Raw genomic sequence first — 20,669 nt, 5'->3', positions numbered from 1 at the left:
GCCCGCCGCTACCGTCGGCCCATGCAGAAAATCACCACCTTCCTCTGGTACGACGACCAGGCCGAAGCGGCCGCCGCCCTCTACACCTCGCTGTTCCCCGACTCCCGGATCACCAAGGTCACCCGCTACGGCGAGGGCGCCCCGATGCCGGCCGGCACGGTGATGACCGTGGAGTTCGAACTCGCCGGCCGGCCCTACGCGGCGCTCAACGGCGGCCCCCAGTTCCACTTCACCGAGGCGATCTCGCTCCAGGTCGAGTGCGAGGACCAGCGGGAGGTCGACGAGCTCTGGGCGAAGCTCACCGCCGACGGCGGCCAGGAGGGCCCGTGCGGCTGGCTCAAGGACCGCTTCGGCCTCTCCTGGCAGATCACCCCGCGCGTCCTGCTGGACCTGGTCGGCGACCAGGACCGGGCCAAGGCGGACCGGGTGATGGCGGCCATGATGCGAATGGGGAAGATCGAGATCCAGCCGCTGCTCGACGCGGCCAGGGGCTGAGGCCGTGACCGCCTTCCGCCACCGCAGCATCGTGTACCTGCGCGCCACCCCGGAACGGGTCTGGCACGCGCTCACCAACGCCGACGAGTCCGGTCTCTACTGGGGCCACCGCAACGTCTCCACCTGGCTGCCCGGCGCGCCCTGGGAGCACCAGCGCACCGACGACTCCGGGATCGCCGACGTGATCGGCATCGTCGAGGTGGCGGACCGCCCGCACCGGCTGGTCACCACCTGGGCCGGACCGGAGGGCGACCGCCCCGGCGGGCCCTCCCGGGTCACCTTCGAGCTGCGGCACTGGCAGGACCTCACCCGGCTCACCGTCACCCACGAGGACCTCGCCGACGAGCCCGAGCGCGCGGACGCCGAACGGGGCTGGTCGGCGGTGCTGTCCAACCTCAAGACCTACCTGGAGACCGGCCACCCGCTGCCGCAGCAGCCCTGGCTGATGCCCTGACCTCCGCCGTCCCCCGGCCCAGCCCCGCCCCGCCCCGCTCCCGATCGGCCCCCGTCGCCCCGTCAGCGCCCGGCCCCCGCGGCCGGGCGCTCCCGTTCCCCCCGCCGTCGGCCGCCGACGGCGCGGCGCAGCCCGGTGAGGCGGGAGAACCGCTCCCGGCCGGCCAGTGAGGCCCGGTCCAGCTCCTCCATCAGCCGCCGACTGCGGTGCTCCAGGTCCAGCTCGTCCAGGATCCGGTCGACCTCGGCCAGCATCGCGCCGTGCAGCTGCCAGGCCTCCGGGTGCTGCTGGACCTTGCGCAGCAGCACCTGGGCGACGTTCTCCCGGCAGGTCCAGGCCGCCGCGAGTTCGGCGGTCAGCCGCTCCTCGGCCTCCTCGGCGTTGCGGCTCACCTGGGTGGTGACCAGCACCGCGAAGCTGACCAGCGCCCCGCCGACGTGCGCCAGCAGCTCCTCCAGCCCGACCGCGACCTCTGGCGGGAACAGCTGCTCCGACGGCTCGCGCCGCTTGGCCAGGTCGGTCACCGAGCGGGCCAGCACCCGGATCACCACCACGCAGATCTCCAGGGTGTCCAGCCCGGTGCGCAGCACCAGCCGGGAGAGCAGGCCCTCGCTGATCCGGGGGTTGAGGCGCAGGCTGTCCTCGGCCTGGCGCAGCGCCGCGTCCACGTCCGCGATCGCCTGGTCGAGCCGCCGGGCCTCGTGCAGCCGCTCGGCGGCCCGGGCCACCGGGGTGGGGCGGCCCAGCTGCTCGGAGATGTCGACCAGCAGCTGACGGGCCCGCCGGGCGAGGTCCTCGATCGACTCCCCGGCGGTGTCCACCCAGACCGGCGGGGCGAACAGCAGGTTGAACAGCAGGCCGACGGCCGCGCCGATCAGGGTCTCCAGCACCCGGTCCCAGGCCTGGGAGGTCAGCTTGGTCACGCCCAGGATCAGCATCGCGCTGATCGCGACCTCCTGGACGAACTCCTCGACCCGGACGAACCGCCCGATCACCAGGGAGGCCAGGATGATCAGCCCGAGGCTCCACCAGGAGAGCCCGACCACGGTGCTGAACCCGATCGCGATCAGCACCCCGACCACCACCGAGACCACCCGGCGGACGCTGGTCTTGAGCGTCGAGTAGACGGTGACCTGGACCACCAGCAGCGCGGTGAGCGGCGCCGTCAGCGGAGCGGGCTCGCTGCTGAGCTGGGTGGCCACCGCGAACGACAGGGTGGCGGCCACGGTGGCCCGCAGCGTCTGGACGGCGAACGGGTCCCGGGCGGCGCGGCGGACCAGGGGCGTCAGGGACTCCGGCAGAAGGGCCATGTCGGCCTTGTTCCCCGTACCCGCCGCCCGCACCGCCCGTCGCGGCCGGGACTACTCGTCTAGCCCTCGCGGTTGAAGCGCAGCTTCCAGGGCGCCAGCGCGGACTCGACCTGCACCCCGATGCTCATCTTGGAGGCGCCCTCGATCCGCTCCTCGAAGCGGATCGGCACCTCGCGGATGGTCAGCCCCTGCTGGACCGCCCGGTAGTTCATCTCGACCTGGAACGAGTACCCGTTGCTCCGCACGGTCGGCAGGTCGATGGCCCGCAGGGCGCTCGCCCGCCAGGCCTTGAAGCCCGCGGTGGCGTCCCGGACGCCGAGGCCGAGGATCGCGTTGACGTAGAAGTTGGCCCAGGCGGAGAGGGCCTTGCGGTGCCAGGGCCACTCCGCGGCGGTCGAACCGCCGGGCACGTAGCGGGAGCCGAGCACCACGGCGGTGCCTTCGTCGGCGAGCAGGGTGCTGACCATCGCGGGTATCGCGGAGGCCGGGTGCGAGAGGTCGGCGTCCATCTGGACCACGACGTCGGCGCCCTCGTCCAGCGCCCGGGCCATCCCGGCCAGGTAGGCGCGGCCGAGGCCGTCCTTCTCGGTGCGGTGCAGCACGCCGACGGTGCCCGCGGAGTCGGCGGCGAGCTTGTCGGCGATCTCGCCGGTGCCGTCGGGGGAGTTGTCGTCGACCACCAGCAGGTGCAGGTTGGGCACCGCGAGGTCCGTGAGGAGCCCGGCGAGGACCGGAAGGTTCTCCCGCTCGTTGTACGTGGGGACGACGACAACGACCTTCGGGGAGGCCTCGACCATGTTCTGTTTCCCTCGTACCCTCGCCGGTCGGCACCCCGTGCCGCACCGGTCGGTTGTCCTGGACGACCTTCGCTGCTGTCAGATCGTGCGAGTCTAGCCGGGGCAACGGCCCCTTCCCGCCCCGGGGGAGCAGGGCGGATCCCCGCGGCCGGGGCCGTGGGCCGGTTCGATCACGATGGACCGCGGGACGCCGGCTACGCCTTGCCGTAGACGGCCGACAGGTTGTCGCGGGCGGGGTGGGTGCGGCCGGCCGGGCCGGCGGCGAACAGGCGCAGGACGTTCTCGGTGACCTTGCGGACCACGTCCCCGGCGTGGGCGTCGATGCCGTGCACGCCGCTGCCGTGGGCGTCCAGGGCCTCCACCCAGCGCATCGTGCCGGTGGCGAAGACGCCCGCGCCGCTGGGCACGGTGTAGTAGGCGGTGTCGGAGTGGGAGCGCCGGCCCTCGCAGACCACGGGGGAGTGGGCGATCACCTCGATCGGGCGCGGGGTGGGGAAGGCGGTGTCGACCCGGTCGTACTCGACGCCGACCAGGTGCGGGAAGGACGCCCCGGCCGTCACGCCCGTCCCCTCGAAGGCCCAGTGCTCCGGCGAGGTGACCACGTACGGGGCGTCCACCGGGTAGCCGTCGTAGATCACGCCGAGCATCGAACTCTCCGGGTCGGCGCCCGGGCCGGTGCGGAAGTCGGTGGTCGCCGGGGCGCCCGCCTGGTGGCCCGGGTCCTGCGCCCAGGCGTCCTTGTAGCAGACCACGGTGCGGTCCGGCCCGAGCTCGCTGGGCTCGAAGCGGACCCGGCGGAAGCAGCAGTTGGCGCCGAGGATCACCAGGTTGGTCCCGGCGTCGCGGGCCGCCGTCACGTTGGCGCGCTGCTCGGGGGACCAGTACTCGTCGTGGCCCAGCGAGAGCAGGGCGCTCGCCCCGTGCAGCAGGCCGGGCTCGCGGGCCACGTCGATCCCGGTGGTGTACGCCAGTGGCAGCCCGAGTCGCTCGGCCAGGGCGATCAGCGGCGCCTCGTAGACCAGGAAGCGCCCGGCGCCGTGGTCGTAGTCGTGCGGCCGGTCGAGGACGACCCGCAGCGAGCGGGTGGCCAGGGTGCCGGTCGGGCCGTTGTAGAGGCTGTAGCCGCCCCATTCGTTGTAGGCCTGCCAGGTCGCCGGGGCGCTCATCACCACGGTCCTTCCGGCGGTGCGCGCGGAGCGGACGGTGAGCGGGACGTAGCTGCGGCCGGAGCCGTCCTCGGCGTCCAGCCGCAGCAGGTAGGCGCCCTCGGGCCAGCCGGTGGTGTCCACGGCGAGGGTGCGCCGCCAGCCGGTCAGTACGGTGCGGGTGGTCGGGTCGACGTGCGGGGCGGCCTGCTTGCCGCCGGGCACGTGCTCGCGGCGCCAGACCAGCCGGCCCCGGGCGCCGCCGTACCAGCCCATCCGGTACGCGGAGACGGTGAAGGCGGTGGCCGCGGTGGAGACGTGCAGGCCGAAGGTCTCGCCGGGCAGCACGCTGACCCGGTCGGCGAAGCCCTCGACGGCGCCGGGCGCGCCGGGGTCGGTGATCTGCCAGTCGGCGTTGCCGGGCAGCGACTGTTCGTTCGGGGAGGCCTCCGCGGGCCCGGCGTGCCGGGTGCCGGAGGGGTCCGCCGGGCCGGGGGTGCCCGGGGCGTCGGGCGTGGGGAGCGGGGCGGCGTCGGAGTGCCGGGTGCCGCAGGAGGTGACGGCGGCCGCCATCAGGCCCAGGCCGAGGATCCTCCGCCGAGTCGGTTCCGTCACCGTTGTCTCCCTGCCGTCCGTCGCCGTACCCGAGGGCGCGTCAACCCGGTGGGTCAACCTCATGGGTCAACACGGTGAGTCAACGCGCGCGGACATGTCTACCCCGTTCGAGGGGGCCTCCGGTGACCGCCGCGCCGCGGTCCCGAGCACGGCCGGGGGCCGGCCGCACGCCGGCAGGGCCGTCCGGGCGCACCTCGGCGTGTCCGCCCGCGCGGCTGCCCGGCCCGCTCCGGCCCCGTCCCCTAGCCTGGCCGGGCCCGCCGTCCGGCGGCCTTGGGGGTCCGGAACCGTGCGGCGGCCGGCCGAGTCGTGGACAGGGGTGTACGTGGTCTCCTCGGGTTCGGTCGAACCGGGAACGGCGCCGTCGACGCGGGGCACGAGGTTCCGGGCGTGGATGCTCGAAGGCCTCTCGGACATGGCCAAGCAGCACCCCGGCCCGCACGTGGAGGCGCCCGCCGAGAAGGGCACGCGCTGGTGGCGGGTGATGTGCCTGACCGGCCTGGACTACTTCTCCACCCTCGGCTACCAGCCCGGCATCGCCGCCCTGGCGGCCGGCCTGCTGTCACCGATCGCCACCGTCGTCCTGGTGCTGGTCACCCTGTTCGGCGCCCTGCCGGTCTACCGGCGGGTCGCCGCCGAGAGCCCGCACGGCCAGGGCTCGATCGCGATGCTGGAGCGGCTGCTGTCGTTCTGGCAGGGCAAGCTCTTCGTGCTCACCCTGCTCGGCTTCGCCGCCACCGACTTCATGATCACCATCACTCTGTCGGCCGCCGACGCGACCGCCCACCTCATCGAGAACCCGCACCTGCACAGCGCCCTGTCGGGCAAACAGGTGATGCTCACCCTGATCCTGGTGGCCCTGCTCGGCGCGGTCTTCCTCAAGGGGTTCAGCGAGGCCATCGGCCTGGCCGTCGTCCTGGTCGGCGTCTACCTCGCGCTCAACGTCGTCGTGGTGGCCAACGGCCTCTGGCACGTGTTCAAGGAACCGCACCTGTTCGGCGACTGGACCGACGGACTCACCGCCGAGCACGGCAACGCCTTCGCGATGATCGGCGTCGCCCTCATCGTCTTCCCCAAGCTGGCCCTGGGCCTGTCCGGCTTCGAGACCGGCGTCGCCGTGATGCCGCTCATCGAGGGCGACCCGGACGACACCGAGGAGAAGCCCACCGGCCGCATCCGCGGCGCCCGGCACCTGCTCACCACCGCCGCCGTGATCATGAGCGCCTTCCTGATCTCCACCAGCATCATCACCACACTGCTCATCCCCAAGGAGGCGTTCAAGGCCGGCGGCGCGGCCAACGGCCGGGCCCTCGCCTTCCTCGCCCACGAGAACCTCGGCAGCACCTTCGGCAGCGTCTACGACCTGTCGACCATCGCCATCCTCTGGTTCGCCGGCGCCTCCGCCATGGCCGGACTGCTCAACCTGATGCCCCGCTACCTGCCCCGCTACGGCATGGCCCCGCACTGGGCCCGGGCGGTGCGGCCGACGGTCATCGTGCTGACCCTGATCGCCTTCCTGGTCACCTGGATCTTCGACGCCGACGTCGACGCCCAGGGCGGCGCCTACGCGACCGGCGTCCTGGTGCTGATCAGCTCCGCCGCGGTCGCCGTCACCATCGCCGCCCGCAAGGCCGGGGAGCGGCACTGGACCGTCACCTTCGCGGTGATCGCCGCCGTGTTCCTCTACACCACGGCCGTGAACATCGCCGAGCGGCCGGACGGCGTCAAGATCGGCGCCTGCTTCATCGCCGGCATCATGCTGGTGTCCTTCCTCTCCCGGCTCAAGCGCGCCTTCGAACTGCGCGTCACCGCCGTGGTCCTGGACGAGGTCGCCGAGCGGTTCCTCCGGGACTACACGTACCGCCCGCTGCGCCTGATCGCCAACGAGCCGAACAGCCGGGACCTCGCCGAGTACCGTGACAAGGTCCACCAGATCCGCCGGGACAACGACATCCCGCCGGAGGACGACCTGGTCTTCGTCGAGGTCACCGTGCTCGACCCGTCCGACTTCGAGGCCGAACTGACCGTCCGCGGCGAGGTGCTGCACGACCGCTACCGGGTGCTGACGCTGCAGAGCTCCAGCGTCCCCAATGCGCTGGCCGCGCTGCTGCTCCAGGTGCGCGACATGACCGGGCAGCTGCCGCACATCTACTTCGAGTGGACCGAGGGCAACCCCTTCGCCCAGTTCCTACGGTTCTTCCTGTTCGGCCAGGGCGAGATCGCCCCGGTGACCCGCGAAGTCCTCCGCGAGGCCGAACCCGACCGCGCCCGCCGGCCCGCGGTACACGTGGGCTGAGCCGGTTCAGGCCTCGTCGTCAGCAACGGAACCAGGCCTGATCGCCCTTGATGTGCAGCAGGAAGCCGTCCACCGGACCGTCGGGGCCGACCATGCCCAGCGACTCCTCGATGGGTTCGTAGGCACGGTCGAAGCCGTCGTAGTCCTCGGCCTCCACCAGGGCGGTGGACTCGTCGAACCAGGGCTTCACTTCGGAGAAGCCCGGTCGGGGTATGAAGCTGCCGTACAGCCACGGCCAGTCCATGTCGTCCACGACGATCTCGCCGAGCACCTCCCAGCCGCGCAGCAGTTGCCAGCGATCTCCGATGGGCATCGGCGAACCCTCCCGTCCGGGGCCCGTCCGGTGAGCCCTGTCGGGAGTCTTGCACCTGCCACTGACACTTCCGCCCGGCGTCAGGTCAGCGGGGCGCGCGGTTCTTGCTCCAGGCCGGGGCGACGAGGGCCACCAGGGCGACGGCGAAGCCGAGTTGGAGGAGGTGACGGATCCAGTCGATGCCGGAGGTGTGGCGGACGCCGATCCAGCCGGAGACGGCGTTGCCGAGCCAGGCCCCGGCGGCGCCGAGGAGCATGGTCAGCCACCAGGGGATCGACTGCGGCCCGCGCAGGATCAGCTTGGCGAGCACGCCGAGCACGAAGCCGATGAGCAGAATCCACAGGAGCTGGAACATCGCGGTCCACCTTCCGGGCGCCGCCGGAGTGGGCCGGCACGCCGTATCGCCGAAGACGCGGTTCGTCCCATGATCACCCGGTTCCGCCGAACGGGCACGTCGGCGGGAGACCTCGCAGGTGGCGGGCCCGGTGCGGGCCGGTGCGGGGGGCGGACGGGCGATAATCCGCCGTCGGCGGGGCCGGAAACGCTCTGTTCGGACGGAGTTTCGTACCGGTAGGAATGGCTCCTGACGCGGACCGTCCGCGTCACCCGAAGGGAGCCGCCCCGTGACCCGACTTCGTGCCGCTGTCCTCACCCTCGGCTGTACCGCCGCCGCCTTCACCCTCGCCCTGGGCACCGCCCAGGCCGCGCCCGGCAGCACCAGCACCAGCTGCGCCTCCTCGCTGACCCCGGCCGGTTTCGTGGACGTCCAGTGGTGGAACAGCGCGGGCTGCGGTTCCGGGTTCACCCCGAACACCAAGAAGATCATGGACCTCACCGGCTACCCGGTCGGCACCACGGTCAACGCCTGCGCCTCGACCTGGCCGCCGGCCGGCTGGACGATCGTCAGCAGCTTCTACAGCTCCGGCTGCCAGTACTCGGCCGTGCCGAGCTTCGACAAGAACTCCTGGCAGCTCAAGCGCGTCTCCTGACCCGGAGCCGTACCGAGGCCCCTGGACCCACGGGCAGCCGGCCCAGGGGCCTCAGGACTCCTGCTCGTCCATGAGCTCCCGGACGTCCGCGACGGCCTCGCGGACGTCCGGGTGCGGGTCCTCGGCGAGCGGGTCCAGCAGTTCGGCGACGCCGGGCGTGGACCAGCCCTGGACCGCCCACACCAGTTCGCGGCGGACGGCCGGGTCCGGGTGGGCGGCCAGCCGGGCGAGGCGGTCCACCGGGCCGCGGCGGCGCAGGCCGAACCAGTGCAGGGCGTCCAGTAGGGCGGCCTGATCGCCGGGGTCGCCCGCGGCCTCGATCCGGGCGAGCAGGACGGGGACGGGCGGCGGCGGCCCGTCCAGCGGGTGCGGGTGGCGTTCGCGCAGCCGACGGCCGCCGTACTCGCCGCGGATCCGGCAGCCGACGCAGGTGCAGGGGCGGGTGCCGTGGGCACCGGGGAGGTAGCGCCAGCCGGCCACCTGCGGCACGGCCCGGATCCGGTGCACCTCGCGCGCGCCGATCGCCCGCGGCACCACCACCTCCCAGCCGCGCGGGTCCGGCTGGGCGGCGACCCGGGCGACCGCCTCGGCGGCGGTCAGCCACTGCTGGGCGTCCTTGGCGCGGTCGCGGTAGTGCCCGACCAGCACCTCCTGGGCGTCGGCCAGCCGGACGTGCACCGCGGACAGCGCGCCCTTCGGCCCGAACCGGGCGAGTTCGCGCAGCCACTGGTGGGTGAGGGTGTAGGAGGGCAGCACGGGGAAGCAGTACACCCCGCGCACCCCGCCCTGGCCCCGACTGTCGGCCCGGATCCCGGCGCGGCGGATGCGCGGTGTGTTCGCCGCGGCCGTCAGGTGCACGAACATCGCCATAGGAGCGGATGTTAGTTGTCCGCGCGACCCCGGCTCGACGGGTTTTCGGTCGGCGACGCGGTTCGTCGTGGGCCGGTGCGGCGGTCGATCAGGGCGGCCAGCCCGTCCAGGATGCGGGCCAGGCCGAAGTCCAGGGCCTGGTCGCGGCCGTCCGGGTCGGCCATCGCGGCGGCCACGGCGGGGTAGCGGTCGGCGTGCCGGTGGACCACCGTGCCGAGGGCGGCGAGGAGTTCGGCCTCGGGGGAGCCGTCCGGGCCCACCGCGCGGGCCTGTTCGGCGATGGTGCGTACGTGTCCGGCGAGCAGGACGGCGGCGTCCATCCGCTCGGCGCCGGTCAGTCCGTGGCCGTCGAGGGCGGCCACCACCCGTTCCAGCCAGGCGAGTTCCCTCGGGCCGAGCACCCGGGGGCCGAGGGTGGCGTCCAGCAGCCACGGGTGCCGGGCGATGGCCTCGGACAAGTGGTTTGCCCAGGCGGTGAGTTGATCCCGCCAGTCGGACCGCTCCGCAGGTGCGGGCGGCTCGCCGAAGGCCGACTCGACCATCAGCGCGACGAGTTCGGCCTTGCCGGGGACGTACCGGTAGAGCGACATCTTGGTGAAGTCCAGCAGCCCGGCCACCTTCTGCATGGAGACGGCGCCCAGCCCTTCGGCGTCCGCGACCTCGACGCCCGCGGCGGCGATCCGCTCCAGGCTGAGGGCCGGCTTCGGCCCGCGGGTCGGCCGTGGGGGCTGTTCCCAGAGCAGCCGCACCGTGTCGTTCGCCGCCTCGCCCATCGCCTGCTCCTGTCCCGGGGGTTGCCCGTCCGCGCTAATTGCGTCTACCGTACACAGCAATGAACTGTGTCTCATGGACACAGTTACCTGATCCTCGAACGGAGTGGTTCCCATGAGTGCCTCCACGCGCACCAGCGTGCTGATCTCGGGCGCGAGCATCGCCGGCCCCGCCCTGGCCCACTGGCTGAGCCGGTACGGCTTCGACGTCACCGTGGTGGAACTCGCCCCGGCGCTGCGCGGCGGCGGGCAGAACGTCGACTTCCGCGGGCGCACCCACCTCACCGTGCTGGAGCGGATGGGCGTGCTGGAGGAACTGCGCGCCCTGGACACCGGCGGCAGCCCGATCACCTTCGTCGACCAGGACGGGCGCCGACTGCTGCACCTGCCCGCCGAGTTCGCGGGCGGCGAGCTGGAGATCCCGCGCGGAGAACTGGCCCAGGTGCTGTACCGGCACAGCGCAGCCCGCGCCGAGTACGTCTTCGGCGACTCCGTCGAGGCCCTGGAGCAGACGGCGACCGGGGTGCGGGTCGCCTTCCGGCGGGCCGCGCCGCGCGAGTTCGACCTGGTGATCGGTGCCGACGGGCTGCACTCCACCGTGCGGCGGCTCGCCTTCGGGCCCGAGCAGCGGTTCGTCCGCCACCTCGGCTACTACGCGGCCACCTGGCAGCTGCCCGCCGGCGGCGCGCTGCCGGCCGGCGGGACGGCCCTGAACGTCCCCGGCCGGATGATGTCCGTCGGCGCCGATCCGCGCGACCCGGGCCGGGCGGGCGCCTTCTGCCTCTTCGCCTCGCCCGAACTGCGCTACGACCGCCACGACACCCGGCAGCAGAAGGAACTGGTCCGCGCCGCCTTCGCCGGCCTCGGCTGGAAGGTCCCGGAACTGCTGCGCAGCCTGGACGACGCGCCCGAGCCGTACTTCGACTCGATCAGCCGCGCCGACGTCCCTAGTTGGTCCACCGGCCGGATCGCCCTGCTCGGCGACGCCGCCTGCGGGGCCACCATCGGCGGGATGGGCACCGGCACGGCGGTGGTGGCCGCGTACGTCCTGGCGGGCGAGCTGGCGCTGGCCCGCGGCGACCACCGGGCCGCCTTCGCCCGGTACGAGGGGCTGCTGCGCGACTACGCCCAGGGCTGCCAGAAGGGCGGGGACCGGACCGGCCCGTTCCTGGCGCCGCGCACCGCGGCCGGGCTGCGGCTGCGCAACGGGCTGCTCAACCGGCGGTGGGTGCTGAACCGGATGCTGGAGCTGGGGAAGCAGGTGTCGAGCGTCGAACTGCCGGACTACGGGACGCTGTTGGCGGGGCGGTTCAGTGCGGCGGGCTGATCCGGTTGCCGTTGTCGAGCAGCGCCTCGACCTGGACGGCGCCCCGGGCGGGCCGTTCGACCGCGAGGGTGTGGTCCGGGGCCGGCCGGTCGGCCGACCAGTCCGGGCCCTTGACGGTCAGTCGGGTGACCCGTCGGCTGCCTGCCGCGAGCAGGTAGTCCGCGCCCTGCGGGGAGTGCCACCACGCCCAGGCGACGGTGTCCTGCTCGTACCGGCTGCACCCGCGGCCCGGCCCGCCGCCGGTGCGCTGCGGGCCCCGGGTGGCCGGCAGCAGCACGGCGGTGGCGGCGCTGCCCTCGCCGGTCCAGCGGTCGGCGCGCAGGCAGTACCAGGCGGCCGAGCCGGCGTTCTGCGGCAGCGGCTGCACCGCGAAGGCCCACAGGTTGAGCTGCTTGACGCCCGGTGTGCCGTCCGGCACCGCGCAACCGGCCCGCGCCCAGGCCGCCAGGGCGTCCTGGCCGGTGGACTCGCCCGGCGAGCGGGCGGGCTGGGTGCGGTCCGGCGGCGGGGTGTAGGTGAGGTGGGCCGGGACGAGGCCGCCGAGATCGGCCAGCAGGAAGGTGTGCTTCTCGGCGATCACCGAGGAGGAGCGCAGCTGGAGCACGGTGGCGCCCCGGCAGTCCGCGAGCCCGCCGCCCGGCGCGGCCGGGGTGACCCCGTCGGGGTGGTCCAGCGGGCGGGCGGCGGTGTCGGGCTGGTCGATCCGGCGGGTCTCGGCGGTGTCCACCCAGGGCGCCAGCAGGTAGCGCAGGGCGGCGCCCCGGCGGCTCAGCACCACCGCGCCAGCCGTGGTCGGGTCCGAGTCGTCGGCCCGGGCGAGGTCCAGCCCGCCGCCGCTCCCATCACGCCCGTCACGCCCGCCGCTCCCGTCGGTCCAGCGGGCGATCCGGCGGCCGTCGTACAGCACGGCCACGCCGGTGCCGTCGACCGTCCCGGCGTACAGCAGCTGTGGTGGGGTGTCGGGCGGGGCGGTGTCCGTACCCGGCTCGGCCCGGGTCCGGGGGCCCGGCTGGGCCCAGGCGGCCAGGGCCCGGCCGAGCAGGGCCGCGTCCTCGCGCCGGTCGCCGCGGGCGGGCCAGGCGGTGAAGTCGATCCGCGCGGTGTGCTGCCAGGCGTCCGGCGCGACCCGGACCAGCCGGGCCGGGTCGGTGACGGCGCCCGGGGGCCGGACGGCCGACCGCGGAGCGCTGCTCGCCGGGGCGGAACCGCCGCCCAGTACCGCGGCCGTCGTGGTCAGCCCGAGCACCCCGACCGCCAGCGCGGCGGTCAGCGTACGGCGGCGGCGCAGCAGGTCGGTGGGCTGGACCCGGACGGCGCACGGGTCGAAGGCGAGCGGCTCCTCCTCGGGCCCGGCCGGGAGCTCGGCGGCCGCCGCGAGCGCCTCGGTGGGCCGCTCCACTCCGGCGGCGCGCAGCACCTCCAGTGCCTCCGGGCCGTCCAGCCCCTCGACCACGCGCAGCGCGAAGGCGGCCCGGGCCGGGGCGTCCAGGGCGGCGAGCGCGCGGTCCAGTGCCGCGTCCTGCTCGCCGCCGTGCGGGGTGAACAGCCGCAGGCCCCAGACCCGGGGCGCCAGCAGTCGCGCGGCCGGGCGCGGCCGCAGGGCGGCGCGCAGCACCCGTAGCCGCAGCGCTCCGTACAGCTGGTCCGGGTCGGTGCCGGTGGTCGTCGGCGCGCTGTCGGCCGGGTCGGCGGAGGCGGGCGCAGCACCGGGGGCAGGGGCAGGGGCAGGGGCAGGGGCGGGGGCGGTGTGGCGGGTCCAGCGGTACGGCAGGGCGCGCTGGACGGCCGCGTGCGCGGCGAGCACCCGGCTGTGCCGGTCCCGGTCGGCGGGCAGGGCGAGGTAGGCGAGCCGGACCAGCCTGCGGTAGTGGTGCACCAGCGCGGCCTCGGCCACCGCCACCGGGCGTGCCCAGCCGCCCCGGGCCGCCGGTTCCGCGCCCACCGTCCGTGCTGCCAACGGGCCCTCCCGGTGCCGATCGTGCTGTCGTGGTGGACGGTCCAACGACTCGATCATGTGATGGTTGCGCCGTTCGGGGTGTGCGGCGGGTTGCCGCGCGCCGTCCGACCCGTTCGACCCGTCGGATCGTCGGGTCGGGTGGATCGTCGGACCGGGCCGGCCGGTCGGCTCCGGTGCTCCGGGGTGGCCGGGCAGTTTCCCGTGTTGGAGGCGTGTTCGCAGGTCAGGGCCCTTGGTCCCACCCGTTCGGCCCCTTGGCCCCTGGCGCTCCGCGCGGCCGGGGGCCATGCTGCCGGTACCGGCCGGGACGATCCGCGCCCGATCGGACCAGCATTGTTGGACGAGGTGAACCGGCGTGCGGCATGCCACCGTCGAATCTGTGATGACCAGCCCCGTGGTCCGGATCGCGCCCGAGACCGGCTTCCGGGAGATCGTCGCGCTGCTGACCGACTACGACATCACCGGGGTTCCGGTGGTGGACCCGGACGGGCGGCCGCTGGGTCTGGTGTCGGAGGCTGACCTGCTGCGCACGCTGGCGGCGCAGGAGGACCCGGGCAGCCTGCTGCCCGCGCCCGAGTCGGCGAAGGCCGGGCCGGGCGGCGAGCTCACGGCGGCGGAGCTGATGACCGCGCAGCCGGTCTGCACCACGCCCGGCACCAGCGTGGTCGCGGCGGCTCGGCAGATGAGCCGGCACGGGCTCAAGCGGCTGCCGGTGCTGGACGAGGAGGGGCGGGTCATCGGCATGGTGAGCCGCGGCGACCTGCTGCGGGTGTTCCTGCGCGAGGACCGGGTGATCCGGCGGGAGATCGTCGAGGAGGTGCTCGGGCGGATCGACGGGGTGAGCCCGGCGGAGATCGGGGTGGAGGTCGACCAGGGGCGGGTGGTGCTCAGCGGCACCGTGCCCGAGGCACACCTGGTGCCGATCGTGCTGAACCTGTGCCGCTCGGTGGACGGGGTGGTCTCGGTGACCGACCGGCTCCGGGCCGGGGGCGCCACCGCGTCGGTCGGCTGACCGTGACCGGCGGGTCCCAGCCGGAGCGGTGACCCGGTGCAACACCCGACGATTTGCTTCGCATACTGCGGAGCGTATCGGGTAACTCACTCTGTGTGCCCGGCGGTTCGGACTGCCGGGGCGACGGAGCACTGGGGAGGCGGCCGTGGCGGTCGTGTTCGACGCGGACTTCACTTCGACCGGGCAGTGGGTCGCCGGGCGCAGCAGCGCATACCCCCGGATGGGGCCGACCAACCGGAGCGACCACAAGCTCGACTACCTGAGCCACGACTACTGCCCCGGTGGGCGGTTCACCGCTGTGCGGCGGCGCACCGGCGGGCTGTGGACGTGCAACCTGCTGACCACCGAGGGCAGTCCGGAGGGCTTCCAGGTCCGCACCGGGGACGTCCTGTCGGCGCAGGTGACGCTGCCCGTCCAGCTGGGCGCCTGGCCGGCGATCTGGACCTGGCGGGACGGCGGCAACGAGGTCGACCTCTTCGAGTACCACCCGGACAACCCGGACCTGCTGGAGATCTCCAACCACGTGCGGGGCGGCTTCCGTTACTGGCACGGCGGCGGCGTCGGGGTCGGCCCGGGGGCGAGCATCGGCCTGCGGGTGGTGCTCGGCGCGCACTCGGTGGACTGGTACGTCGAGGAGGAGCTGGTCTACGCGGACCTGCACGGGGTCGGGTCCGGCTGGCACGCCTACCTGATCGTCAACATGTCGGTGGCGGACGGGACGTACCACGCCCGGCCGCCGTTCGACGGGCCGGACCGGCTGAGCTGGGTCTGCGAGAGCCTGACGGTGGAACGCTGAGCGGTGCGGAGCGTTCGGGCGGGCGGGAGCGCTCGGGCCGGCGGGAGCGCGCAGGCCGTCCGGGGCGCTCGTGCCCTTCGGAGCGCCGGTGCCGTCCGCCGCGCCACCGCGCCGCCGCTACGGTGCGAAGCCGGCGGTGATCGGGCCGCCCGGTCCGGAGCGCTGGAACCAGACCGCGCGGCGGCGGGTGCCGATGTGCGCGGGGTCGGTGACGTAGAGGTCGTCACGCGGCGCGCGTTCGTTGCCGGGGGCCAGGGCGGCGTCCACGGCCCGGTCGGCGAGGGCGCGGAGCAGGGCGGCGGCGGTGGCCTCGGTGGCGGTGGGGGCGATCGCCAGGGCGGCGAGCTCGGCCCAGAGCGCGGTGGCGACGTAGGTGATCGGCGAGTGGTTGAGCGCCGGGTGGGGGTGCCCGTCGGTGTTGCGGCGGAGCAGCCCGGCCGCGACCAGCTGCTCGGGAGAGCGGTGGTCGTCGGGCGGATGGTGGTTCATGGACGGAAACGCTACCCCCGTGCGCGGGGCCGGTTCCGCAGGAACGTTTTCTCAGGCTTTCTTCACGACGCTTTGACCCGTCGCGGGCGCACGATGGTGGTAAGGCGCTGGTCACCCCGGGCAGCGCGGCAGCTCAGGCCGTACGACGCCCCGGTGGTCACGGCGTCGATCACCTCGACGGGCCCGCAGGGTCGGAGGAGGAGGACCTGATGAGGCACTGGCATTGGCACGGCTACGGGCCCGGCCACGGACCGGGCGGCTGGGGCATCGCCCTGATGGCGATCGTCTCGCTGCTCGTCCTGGCGGTGCTGGTGCTGCTGGCCGTCGCCCTGTTCCGCTACATCTCCCGCTCGCGGCAGTCGCTCCCGCACGGACCGGGCGGGGCGGGGGTCGCGGGCCCCGGTTCCGGCGGACCGTACGGCTGGGGGCACGGCCCGACCCCGGAGCAGGTGCTCGCGGAGCGCTTCGCACGGGGTGAGATCGACGCGGAGGAGTACCGGCACCGCTTGGACACGCTGCGCTCGCCGGGCGGCCCCGGCGGGCCGGGCGGCACGAACGGCCCGGTCGGACCTCCCGGCAGCTGACCGGGTGCCGGACTGACCGGGGTGCCGGACTGGCCGGGTGCCGGATCGGGGCAGGGACCGGGGGTGTCCGGGGGCAGGGGGCGGGGGAGCGGCTGAGGCCCGCCGCACGTGAGGTGCGGCGGGCCTCGTCGCCGGGCGGGGCGGGCAGGTTCCGGGCGGATCGTTGGGCCCCGTCCGGAGCCTGCCAGGGGAGCGGGTGTTACTCGACGACCAGCTCGACCGGGATGTTGCCCCGGGTGGCGCGGGAGTACGGGCAGACCTCGTGGGCCTGCTTGACCAGCAGCTCGCCGCCCTCGCCCGCGAGCGCCTCGGGCAGCTCGACGCGCAGCACGACGGCCAGCCCGAAGCCCGCGCCGTCCTTGCCGATGGACACCTCGGCGGTCACCGAGACCTCGCTGGTGTCCACCCGGGCCTGCCGGCCGACCAGGCCGAGGGCGCTGGCGAAGCAGGCGGCGTAGCCGGCGGCGAACAGCTGCTCGGGGTTGGTGCCCTGGCCGCTGCCGCCGAGCGCGGGCGGCATCGCGAGGGCGAGGTCCAGCTGGCCGTCCGAGCTGACGGCGCGGCCCTCGCGGCCGTTGGCGGTGGCGGCGGCGGTGTAGAGCGCGTCCATGGTTGGTCCCTTCGTGGTGCGCGGTCCGTGGTGTGTCGCGGTGCGCGGGGGCGGGCGGAGTCGTCCTGTTCCGGCGGCCGGCCGGTCCTCCGTGGAGGTCCGGCTGCCGACTGCTCCATAAGTAGAGCACGCAATTCAGTTGTGCACAACTAGATGGCGCAACGGCGATCGGTACCATGGGGGCATGACCACGCTCCCTCCCGGCATGGCGGACGAGGAACTGCTCCGCCTCGACCAGCAGATCTGCTTCTCGCTCAACGCCGCCTCCCGCGCCTTCGGCGGCGTCTACCGGGTCCTGCTCCGGGACCTCGGGCTCACCTACCCGCAGTACCTGGTCCTGCTGGTGCTCTGGGAGGACGGCGACCTGCCCGTCAAGCGGATCGGCGAGCGCCTGCGGCTCGACTCCGGCACCCTCTCCCCGCTGCTCAAGCGCCTGGAGGCGGCCGGACTGGTGCGCCGTGAGCGCAGCCCGGAGGACGAGCGGTCGGTGACCGTCAGCCTCACCGCCGAGGGGTCGGCGCTGCGCGAGCGGGCCGGACAGGTGCCGCGCCGGCTGCTCACGGCGACCGGGCTGCCGGTCGAGGACCTGGCCGCGCTGCGGCTGCTGCTGGAGCGGGTGACCGTCGCGCTGGACTCGGCGGACGTACAGCCGGCGCCGTAGGGCGGGGCCGTCGGGGCGGGTTCGTCGGGGCGGGGCTGTTGGGCCGGGGTGGTCGCCCTCGGCGGCGGGGTGGTTGCGGGGCTTGTCAAGCCGCTGTCCGGACGAGTGTGATCTGGGTCACTCGGGGGTGCGCGGGCGCCCGTTCGCGCCCGTGAACGGGCAGGTCAGCGGCCTTGTTCGAAAGTGAACAGAATTGTTCCCAATTGTCCGCCCGATCCGGTCGACAACCCGCCCCTCCCGGACGGTTACACCACGAGCCCCGAAACGGGCCGTCGGCGTGCCAACCGGTGGGCCGGCCAGCTGACCCAGGAGAAGGGGGCGCGTGTGAACACTCCCGGGCCGGGGGAGGAGCGGGGCCTTCGGGCGGACCCGCTCGACGACCTGCCGAACGACTTCGAGGCGTTCTTCACCCGCGAGAACACCGGCTACCTCCGCTACGCCCAGCAGCGCCTGCGCCACCGCGAGGACGCCCAGGACGCCGTGCAGAACGCCGGCACCACGCTCTACCGGAACTGGCGCCGGGCCCTGGCCAGCGCCGACCCGCAGGCCTTCGCCTTCAAGATCGTCAAGGACGCGGTGGTCGACGTCCTGCGCGAACGCGGCCGGGCCGAGCGCAAGCGGCTCCGGGTGATCGCCCAGCGCCGCCCCGACACCAGCCAGGACGAACTGGAGGAGCTCGCCGAACTGGACGCGCTGGACTGGGCGATGGACGCCCTCGCGCGCGCCGCGCCCGTCCAGGCCGACGTGGTCCGGCTGCGCCAGGCGGGCACCTCCTACCACGACATCGGCCGGGCGCTCGGCATCGCCCACACCACCGCCCGCACCTACTACAGCCTCGGGCGGCGCCACCTGGAGTACCTGCTGGAACACCCGGACGACGGGCAGGCGACATGAGGGTCATCGAGCTGCTGCGCGCACACGCCGCCGAGCTGGACGAGGAGTTCCGCGACCACGACCCGGTGGCCTTCACCCGCCGGCTGGCCGAACGGCTGGCCGCCGCCCGCCGGCCCGCCCCGACCGGTCGCGAGCGCCCCGCCCGGCCCCCCGCCGTCGCCCGGCCGCCGCACGCCGGGGCCGCCGGGGACCACCTCCGCTCCGGTGGGCGGGCCGAACTGCGGCGGGACCTGCGCCACCTGTGCGCGGGGGTGGCGGGCGCGGTCGAGCCCGGCGAACTGGCCCTGGACCTCGAACTCGCCGAGAAGGCCGCCTTCCGCACCCTCGGCTGCCTGCTCTACGGCATGGGCCGCACGGCGGACGGGGTCTTCTGGTGGCGGATCGCCGCCCAGTACCGCGACCAGCTGGCCGTCCACTGCCTGGCCGTCCACTACGCCGCCGAGGGCGAGCGGGGCGACGCGGCGCGCTGGGCCGCCGAGGCCGAGGACCTCAGCGACCCGGGGCGGCTGCCGGAGCTCGCCCCGGCGGTACGGCCGGGCTGCGCCGCCGAGCTCACCCGGCTGCTGGCGGAGCGGTACGACGGGGAGATCCTGCTGACCCTGCGGGACACCGTGGCGGCGCCGCCGACGGCGCCCGGGGCGGCGGCCGGGGCGGTGACCGGGGCCGGTCCGCTGGGCGCCCACCCGGTGCGCGGGCGGGGGGCGGTGCGGATCCGCTGAGGGGTGTCGGTCTCGGGGGTGGTGGGGGAGGGGGAGGTGCGGGAACGGCCGGGGCCGCCGCACCGGTGTGGTGCGGCGGCCCCGGCCGTTTTTCGGCGCGTTGCCGTTCCGGTACCCGTCGTTCCGGTACCCGTCGGCCGAGTGCCCGTAGGTCAGTCGGTGCCGGACTCGATCGCCGCGTGGTCCAGCGCGGTGGACTCGGCCTCGTCGCCGGTGCCCGCCGCGATCGGCGCCGCGCCGCCCGGCGTGAGCTCGCCGATCAGGCCGGTCCACGGCGCCAGCTGGCCATGACCCGCGTACTGCTCCAGCTTGCTGCGGGAGTCGGCGATGTCCAGGTTGCGCATGGTCAGCTGGCCGATCCGGTCGTCCGGGACGAAGGCGGCGTCGACGCTGCGCTCCATCGACAGCTTCTCCGGGTGGTAGCTGAAGTTCGGGCCCTGGGTGTCGATCACCGAGTAGTCCTGGCCCCGCCGCAGCCGCAGCGTGACGCTGCCGCTGACGGCCTGGCCGACCCACTTCTGCAGGCTGTCCCGCAGCATCAGCGACTGCGGGTCGAACCAGCGGCCCTCGTACATCAGTCGGCCGAGGCGCCGGCCCTGGCTGTGGTACGTGGCGAGGGTGTCCTCGTTGTGGATCGCGTTCAGGAGGCGCTCGTAGGCGATGTGCAGCAGCGCCATGCCGGGGGCCTCGTAGATGCCGCGGCTCTTGGCCTCGATGATCCGGTTCTCGATCTGGTCCGACATGCCGAGACCGTGCCGGCCGCCGATCAGGTTGGCCTCGTGCACCAGCGCGACGGCGGAGTCGAACTCACGGCCGTTGATCCGGACCGGCCGACCGAACTCGAACTCGACCGTGACGTCCTCGGTCCGGATCTCGACGGCCGGGTCCCAGAAGGCCACGCCCATGATCGGGGCGACGATCTCCATCGAGGTGTCCAGGTACTCCAGCCGCTTGGCCTCGTGGGTGGCGCCCCAGATGTTGGCGTCGGTGGAGTAGGCCTTCTCGGCGGAGTCCCGGTACGGGAGGTCGCGCTCGGCCAGCCACTCGGACATCTCCTTGCGGCCGCCGAGCTGGTCGACGAAGTCCTGGTCCAGCCACGGCTTGTAGATCCGCAGGTTGGGGTTGGCGAGCAGGCCGTAGCGGTAGAACCGCTCGATGTCGTTGCCCTTGTAGGTGGAACCGTCGCCCCAGATCGAGACGCCGTCCTCCTGCATGGCCCGGACCAGCAGGGTGCCGGTCACGGCGCGGCCGAGCGGAGTGGTGTTGAAGTAGGTCTGCCCGGCGGAGCGGATGTGGAAGGCGCCGCAGGCCAGGGCGGCCAGACCCTCCTCGACCAGCGGGGCCCGGCAGTCGATCAGGCGGGCCTGCTCGGCGCCGTAGGCGCGGCCACGGGCCGGGACGTCGGCGAGGTTCGGCTCGTCGTACTGGCCGATGTCGGCCGTGTAGGCGTAGGGGACGGCACCGTGCTCGCGCATCCACGCGACCGCGACGGAGGTGTCCAACCCACCCGAGAATGCGATGCCGATCCGTTCACCGACCGGCAGCTTGCTCAAGACCTTCGACATG

The 20,669-nt window shown here is 74.1% G+C and carries 22 protein-coding genes; 11 read left to right on the top strand and 11 right to left on the bottom strand.

Annotation, left to right across the window (positions count from 1 at the left end; genetic code table 11):
• The first annotated feature begins 21 nt into the window (after window positions 1-21).
• Together ACIQWA_RS09130 and ACIQWA_RS09125 are read left to right on the top strand one after the other, a co-directional pair.
• A complete protein-coding gene (locus ACIQWA_RS09130; RefSeq protein WP_402480165.1) occupies window positions 22-495 on the top strand; it encodes a VOC family protein in 474 nt (157 codons plus the stop codon).
• A 4-nt stretch (window positions 496-499) separates the two neighbouring features.
• Entirely contained in the window at window positions 500-949 is a 450-nt protein-coding gene (locus tag ACIQWA_RS09125; protein WP_360245415.1) for an SRPBCC family protein, read from the top strand.
• A gap of 62 nt (window positions 950-1,011) precedes the next feature.
• On the opposite strand, the gene ACIQWA_RS09120 is transcribed toward ACIQWA_RS09125, so the two are convergent.
• The 3 genes from ACIQWA_RS09120 to ACIQWA_RS09110 all read right to left on the bottom strand — a co-directional run bounded on the left by ACIQWA_RS09120 (window position 1,012) and on the right by ACIQWA_RS09110 (window position 4,816).
• The gene (locus ACIQWA_RS09120; protein WP_402480163.1) at window positions 1,012-2,259 is read right to left on the bottom strand and encodes an aromatic acid exporter family protein; all 1,248 of its coding nucleotides are present in this window, start codon (window positions 2,257-2,259) and stop codon (window positions 1,012-1,014) included.
• A gap of 59 nt (window positions 2,260-2,318) precedes the next feature.
• Window positions 2,319-3,056, bottom strand: a complete 738-nt coding sequence (locus tag ACIQWA_RS09115) for a polyprenol monophosphomannose synthase (RefSeq protein WP_402480161.1) — start codon at window positions 3,054-3,056, stop codon at window positions 2,319-2,321.
• Between the two features lie 194 nt (window positions 3,057-3,250).
• Entirely contained in the window at window positions 3,251-4,816 is a 1,566-nt protein-coding gene (locus ACIQWA_RS09110) for a N,N-dimethylformamidase beta subunit family domain-containing protein (protein WP_402480158.1), read from the bottom strand.
• A gap of 394 nt (window positions 4,817-5,210) precedes the next feature.
• On the opposite strand from ACIQWA_RS09110, the gene ACIQWA_RS09105 reads away from it, so the two are divergent.
• Entirely contained in the window at window positions 5,211-7,112 is a 1,902-nt protein-coding gene (locus ACIQWA_RS09105; protein ID WP_402480156.1) for an amino acid transporter, read from the top strand.
• A 19-nt stretch (window positions 7,113-7,131) separates the two neighbouring features.
• Here the strand turns inward: ACIQWA_RS09105 and ACIQWA_RS09100 are convergent, their stop codons facing one another.
• Window positions 7,132-7,425, bottom strand: a complete 294-nt coding sequence (locus ACIQWA_RS09100; RefSeq protein WP_360245427.1) for a hypothetical protein — start codon at window positions 7,423-7,425, stop codon at window positions 7,132-7,134.
• An 85-nt stretch (window positions 7,426-7,510) separates the two neighbouring features.
• Window positions 7,511-7,780 carry a GlsB/YeaQ/YmgE family stress response membrane protein gene (locus tag ACIQWA_RS09095; RefSeq protein ID WP_402480153.1) on the bottom strand — a complete coding sequence of 90 codons (270 nt, stop codon included), beginning with the start codon at window positions 7,778-7,780 and terminating at the stop codon, window positions 7,511-7,513.
• A 268-nt stretch (window positions 7,781-8,048) separates the two neighbouring features.
• Between ACIQWA_RS09095 and ACIQWA_RS09090 the strand changes: the two genes are divergently transcribed.
• Window positions 8,049-8,414: a hypothetical protein gene (locus ACIQWA_RS09090; RefSeq protein ID WP_402480150.1), complete on the top strand. Its 366-nt coding sequence runs from the start codon at window positions 8,049-8,051 to the stop codon at window positions 8,412-8,414.
• Between the two features lie 51 nt (window positions 8,415-8,465).
• On the opposite strand, the gene ACIQWA_RS09085 is transcribed toward ACIQWA_RS09090, so the two are convergent.
• Together ACIQWA_RS09085 and ACIQWA_RS09080 are read right to left on the bottom strand one after the other, a co-directional pair.
• Window positions 8,466-9,284 carry a HEAT repeat domain-containing protein gene (locus ACIQWA_RS09085; RefSeq protein ID WP_402480148.1) on the bottom strand — a complete coding sequence of 273 codons (819 nt, stop codon included), beginning with the start codon at window positions 9,282-9,284 and terminating at the stop codon, window positions 8,466-8,468.
• 11 nt (window positions 9,285-9,295) lie between these two features.
• Window positions 9,296-10,057: a TetR/AcrR family transcriptional regulator gene (locus ACIQWA_RS09080; protein ID WP_402480145.1), complete on the bottom strand. Its 762-nt coding sequence runs from the start codon at window positions 10,055-10,057 to the stop codon at window positions 9,296-9,298.
• Between the two features lie 112 nt (window positions 10,058-10,169).
• Here ACIQWA_RS09080 and ACIQWA_RS09075 point away from each other — a divergent pair, with 112 nt between their 5' ends.
• Window positions 10,170-11,381, top strand: a complete 1,212-nt coding sequence (locus ACIQWA_RS09075; protein ID WP_402480143.1) for an FAD-dependent monooxygenase — start codon at window positions 10,170-10,172, stop codon at window positions 11,379-11,381.
• Here the strand turns inward: ACIQWA_RS09075 and ACIQWA_RS09070 are convergent.
• A complete protein-coding gene (locus ACIQWA_RS09070) occupies window positions 11,365-13,338 on the bottom strand; it encodes a hypothetical protein (RefSeq protein WP_402480140.1) in 1,974 nt (657 codons plus the stop codon). The genes ACIQWA_RS09075 and ACIQWA_RS09070 overlap by 17 nt on opposite strands.
• Before the next feature lie 382 nt (window positions 13,339-13,720).
• Between ACIQWA_RS09070 and ACIQWA_RS09065 the strand changes: the two genes are divergently transcribed.
• Both ACIQWA_RS09065 and ACIQWA_RS09060 read left to right on the top strand, forming a co-directional pair.
• A complete protein-coding gene (locus ACIQWA_RS09065) occupies window positions 13,721-14,350 on the top strand; it encodes a CBS domain-containing protein (RefSeq protein ID WP_360245448.1) in 630 nt (209 codons plus the stop codon).
• 145 nt (window positions 14,351-14,495) lie between these two features.
• Window positions 14,496-15,146, top strand: coding sequence for a beta-glucanase (locus ACIQWA_RS09060; protein WP_360245451.1), 651 nt, complete (start codon window positions 14,496-14,498; stop codon window positions 15,144-15,146).
• 117 nt (window positions 15,147-15,263) lie between these two features.
• Here the strand turns inward: ACIQWA_RS09060 and ACIQWA_RS09055 are convergent, their stop codons facing one another.
• On the bottom strand, window positions 15,264-15,635 hold the full coding sequence (locus tag ACIQWA_RS09055; RefSeq protein WP_360245454.1) for a hypothetical protein: 372 nt from the start codon (window positions 15,633-15,635) through the stop codon (window positions 15,264-15,266).
• Window positions 15,636-15,844: 209 nt separating this feature from the next.
• Between ACIQWA_RS09055 and ACIQWA_RS09050 the strand changes: the two genes are divergently transcribed.
• The gene (locus tag ACIQWA_RS09050; RefSeq protein WP_402480137.1) at window positions 15,845-16,219 is read left to right on the top strand and encodes an SHOCT domain-containing protein; all 375 of its coding nucleotides are present in this window, start codon (window positions 15,845-15,847) and stop codon (window positions 16,217-16,219) included.
• A 199-nt stretch (window positions 16,220-16,418) separates the two neighbouring features.
• On the opposite strand, the gene ACIQWA_RS09045 is transcribed toward ACIQWA_RS09050, so the two are convergent.
• Window positions 16,419-16,829, bottom strand: a complete 411-nt coding sequence (locus ACIQWA_RS09045; RefSeq protein WP_360245460.1) for an organic hydroperoxide resistance protein — start codon at window positions 16,827-16,829, stop codon at window positions 16,419-16,421.
• 184 nt (window positions 16,830-17,013) lie between these two features.
• On the opposite strand from ACIQWA_RS09045, the gene ACIQWA_RS09040 reads away from it, so the two are divergent.
• The 3 genes from ACIQWA_RS09040 to ACIQWA_RS09030 all read left to right on the top strand — a co-directional run bounded on the left by ACIQWA_RS09040 (window position 17,014) and on the right by ACIQWA_RS09030 (window position 19,103).
• On the top strand, window positions 17,014-17,490 hold the full coding sequence (locus ACIQWA_RS09040; RefSeq protein ID WP_402480134.1) for a MarR family winged helix-turn-helix transcriptional regulator: 477 nt from the start codon (window positions 17,014-17,016) through the stop codon (window positions 17,488-17,490).
• 324 nt (window positions 17,491-17,814) lie between these two features.
• Complete coding sequence (locus tag ACIQWA_RS09035; RefSeq protein WP_402480131.1) at window positions 17,815-18,384, top strand: RNA polymerase sigma factor; 570 nt, start codon at window positions 17,815-17,817, stop codon at window positions 18,382-18,384.
• Window positions 18,381-19,103: a hypothetical protein gene (locus tag ACIQWA_RS09030; protein ID WP_402480128.1), complete on the top strand. Its 723-nt coding sequence runs from the start codon at window positions 18,381-18,383 to the stop codon at window positions 19,101-19,103. The genes ACIQWA_RS09035 and ACIQWA_RS09030 overlap by 4 nt, the downstream gene beginning before the upstream one ends.
• Window positions 19,104-19,255: 152 nt before the next feature.
• Here ACIQWA_RS09030 and argG read toward each other — a convergent pair whose 3' ends face one another.
• Complete coding sequence (gene argG, locus ACIQWA_RS09025; RefSeq protein WP_402480125.1) at window positions 19,256-20,668, bottom strand: argininosuccinate synthase; 1,413 nt, start codon at window positions 20,666-20,668, stop codon at window positions 19,256-19,258.
• Window position 20,669 lies beyond the last annotated feature (1 nt).

The organism is Kitasatospora sp. NPDC098652, assembly GCF_044760155.1.
Classification (GTDB): Bacteria; Actinomycetota; Actinomycetes; order Streptomycetales; family Streptomycetaceae; genus Kitasatospora.
Note: the sequence above shows the minus strand (reverse complement) of the source record. Positions and strands in the feature narration are given on the sequence as shown.

Bases quoted from the DNA above. Each gene is read 5' to 3' on its own strand.
- ACIQWA_RS09130 (WP_402480165.1), top strand. From the start codon at position 22: ATGCAGAAAATCACCACCTTCCTCTGGTACGACGACCAGGCCGAAGCG.
- ACIQWA_RS09120 (WP_402480163.1), bottom strand. From the start codon at position 2,259: ATGGCCCTTCTGCCGGAGTCCCTGACGCCCCTGGTCCGCCGCGCCGCC.
- ACIQWA_RS09115 (WP_402480161.1), bottom strand. From the start codon at position 3,056: ATGGTCGAGGCCTCCCCGAAGGTCGTTGTCGTCGTCCCCACGTACAAC.
- ACIQWA_RS09105 (WP_402480156.1), top strand. From the start codon at position 5,211: ATGCTCGAAGGCCTCTCGGACATGGCCAAGCAGCACCCCGGCCCGCAC.
- ACIQWA_RS09100 (WP_360245427.1), bottom strand. From the start codon at position 7,425: ATGCCCATCGGAGATCGCTGGCAACTGCTGCGCGGCTGGGAGGTGCTC.
- ACIQWA_RS09095 (WP_402480153.1), bottom strand. From the start codon at position 7,780: ATGTTCCAGCTCCTGTGGATTCTGCTCATCGGCTTCGTGCTCGGCGTG.
- ACIQWA_RS09085 (WP_402480148.1), bottom strand. From the start codon at position 9,284: ATGGCGATGTTCGTGCACCTGACGGCCGCGGCGAACACACCGCGCATC.
- ACIQWA_RS09080 (WP_402480145.1), bottom strand. From the start codon at position 10,057: ATGGGCGAGGCGGCGAACGACACGGTGCGGCTGCTCTGGGAACAGCCC.
- ACIQWA_RS09075 (WP_402480143.1), top strand. From the start codon at position 10,170: ATGAGTGCCTCCACGCGCACCAGCGTGCTGATCTCGGGCGCGAGCATC.
- ACIQWA_RS09065 (WP_360245448.1), top strand. From the start codon at position 13,721: ATGACCAGCCCCGTGGTCCGGATCGCGCCCGAGACCGGCTTCCGGGAG.
- ACIQWA_RS09055 (WP_360245454.1), bottom strand. From the start codon at position 15,635: ATGAACCACCATCCGCCCGACGACCACCGCTCTCCCGAGCAGCTGGTC.
- ACIQWA_RS09050 (WP_402480137.1), top strand. From the start codon at position 15,845: ATGAGGCACTGGCATTGGCACGGCTACGGGCCCGGCCACGGACCGGGC.
- ACIQWA_RS09045 (WP_360245460.1), bottom strand. From the start codon at position 16,829: ATGGACGCGCTCTACACCGCCGCCGCCACCGCCAACGGCCGCGAGGGC.
- ACIQWA_RS09040 (WP_402480134.1), top strand. From the start codon at position 17,014: ATGACCACGCTCCCTCCCGGCATGGCGGACGAGGAACTGCTCCGCCTC.
- ACIQWA_RS09030 (WP_402480128.1), top strand. From the start codon at position 18,381: ATGAGGGTCATCGAGCTGCTGCGCGCACACGCCGCCGAGCTGGACGAG.
- argG (WP_402480125.1), bottom strand. From the start codon at position 20,668: ATGTCGAAGGTCTTGAGCAAGCTGCCGGTCGGTGAACGGATCGGCATC.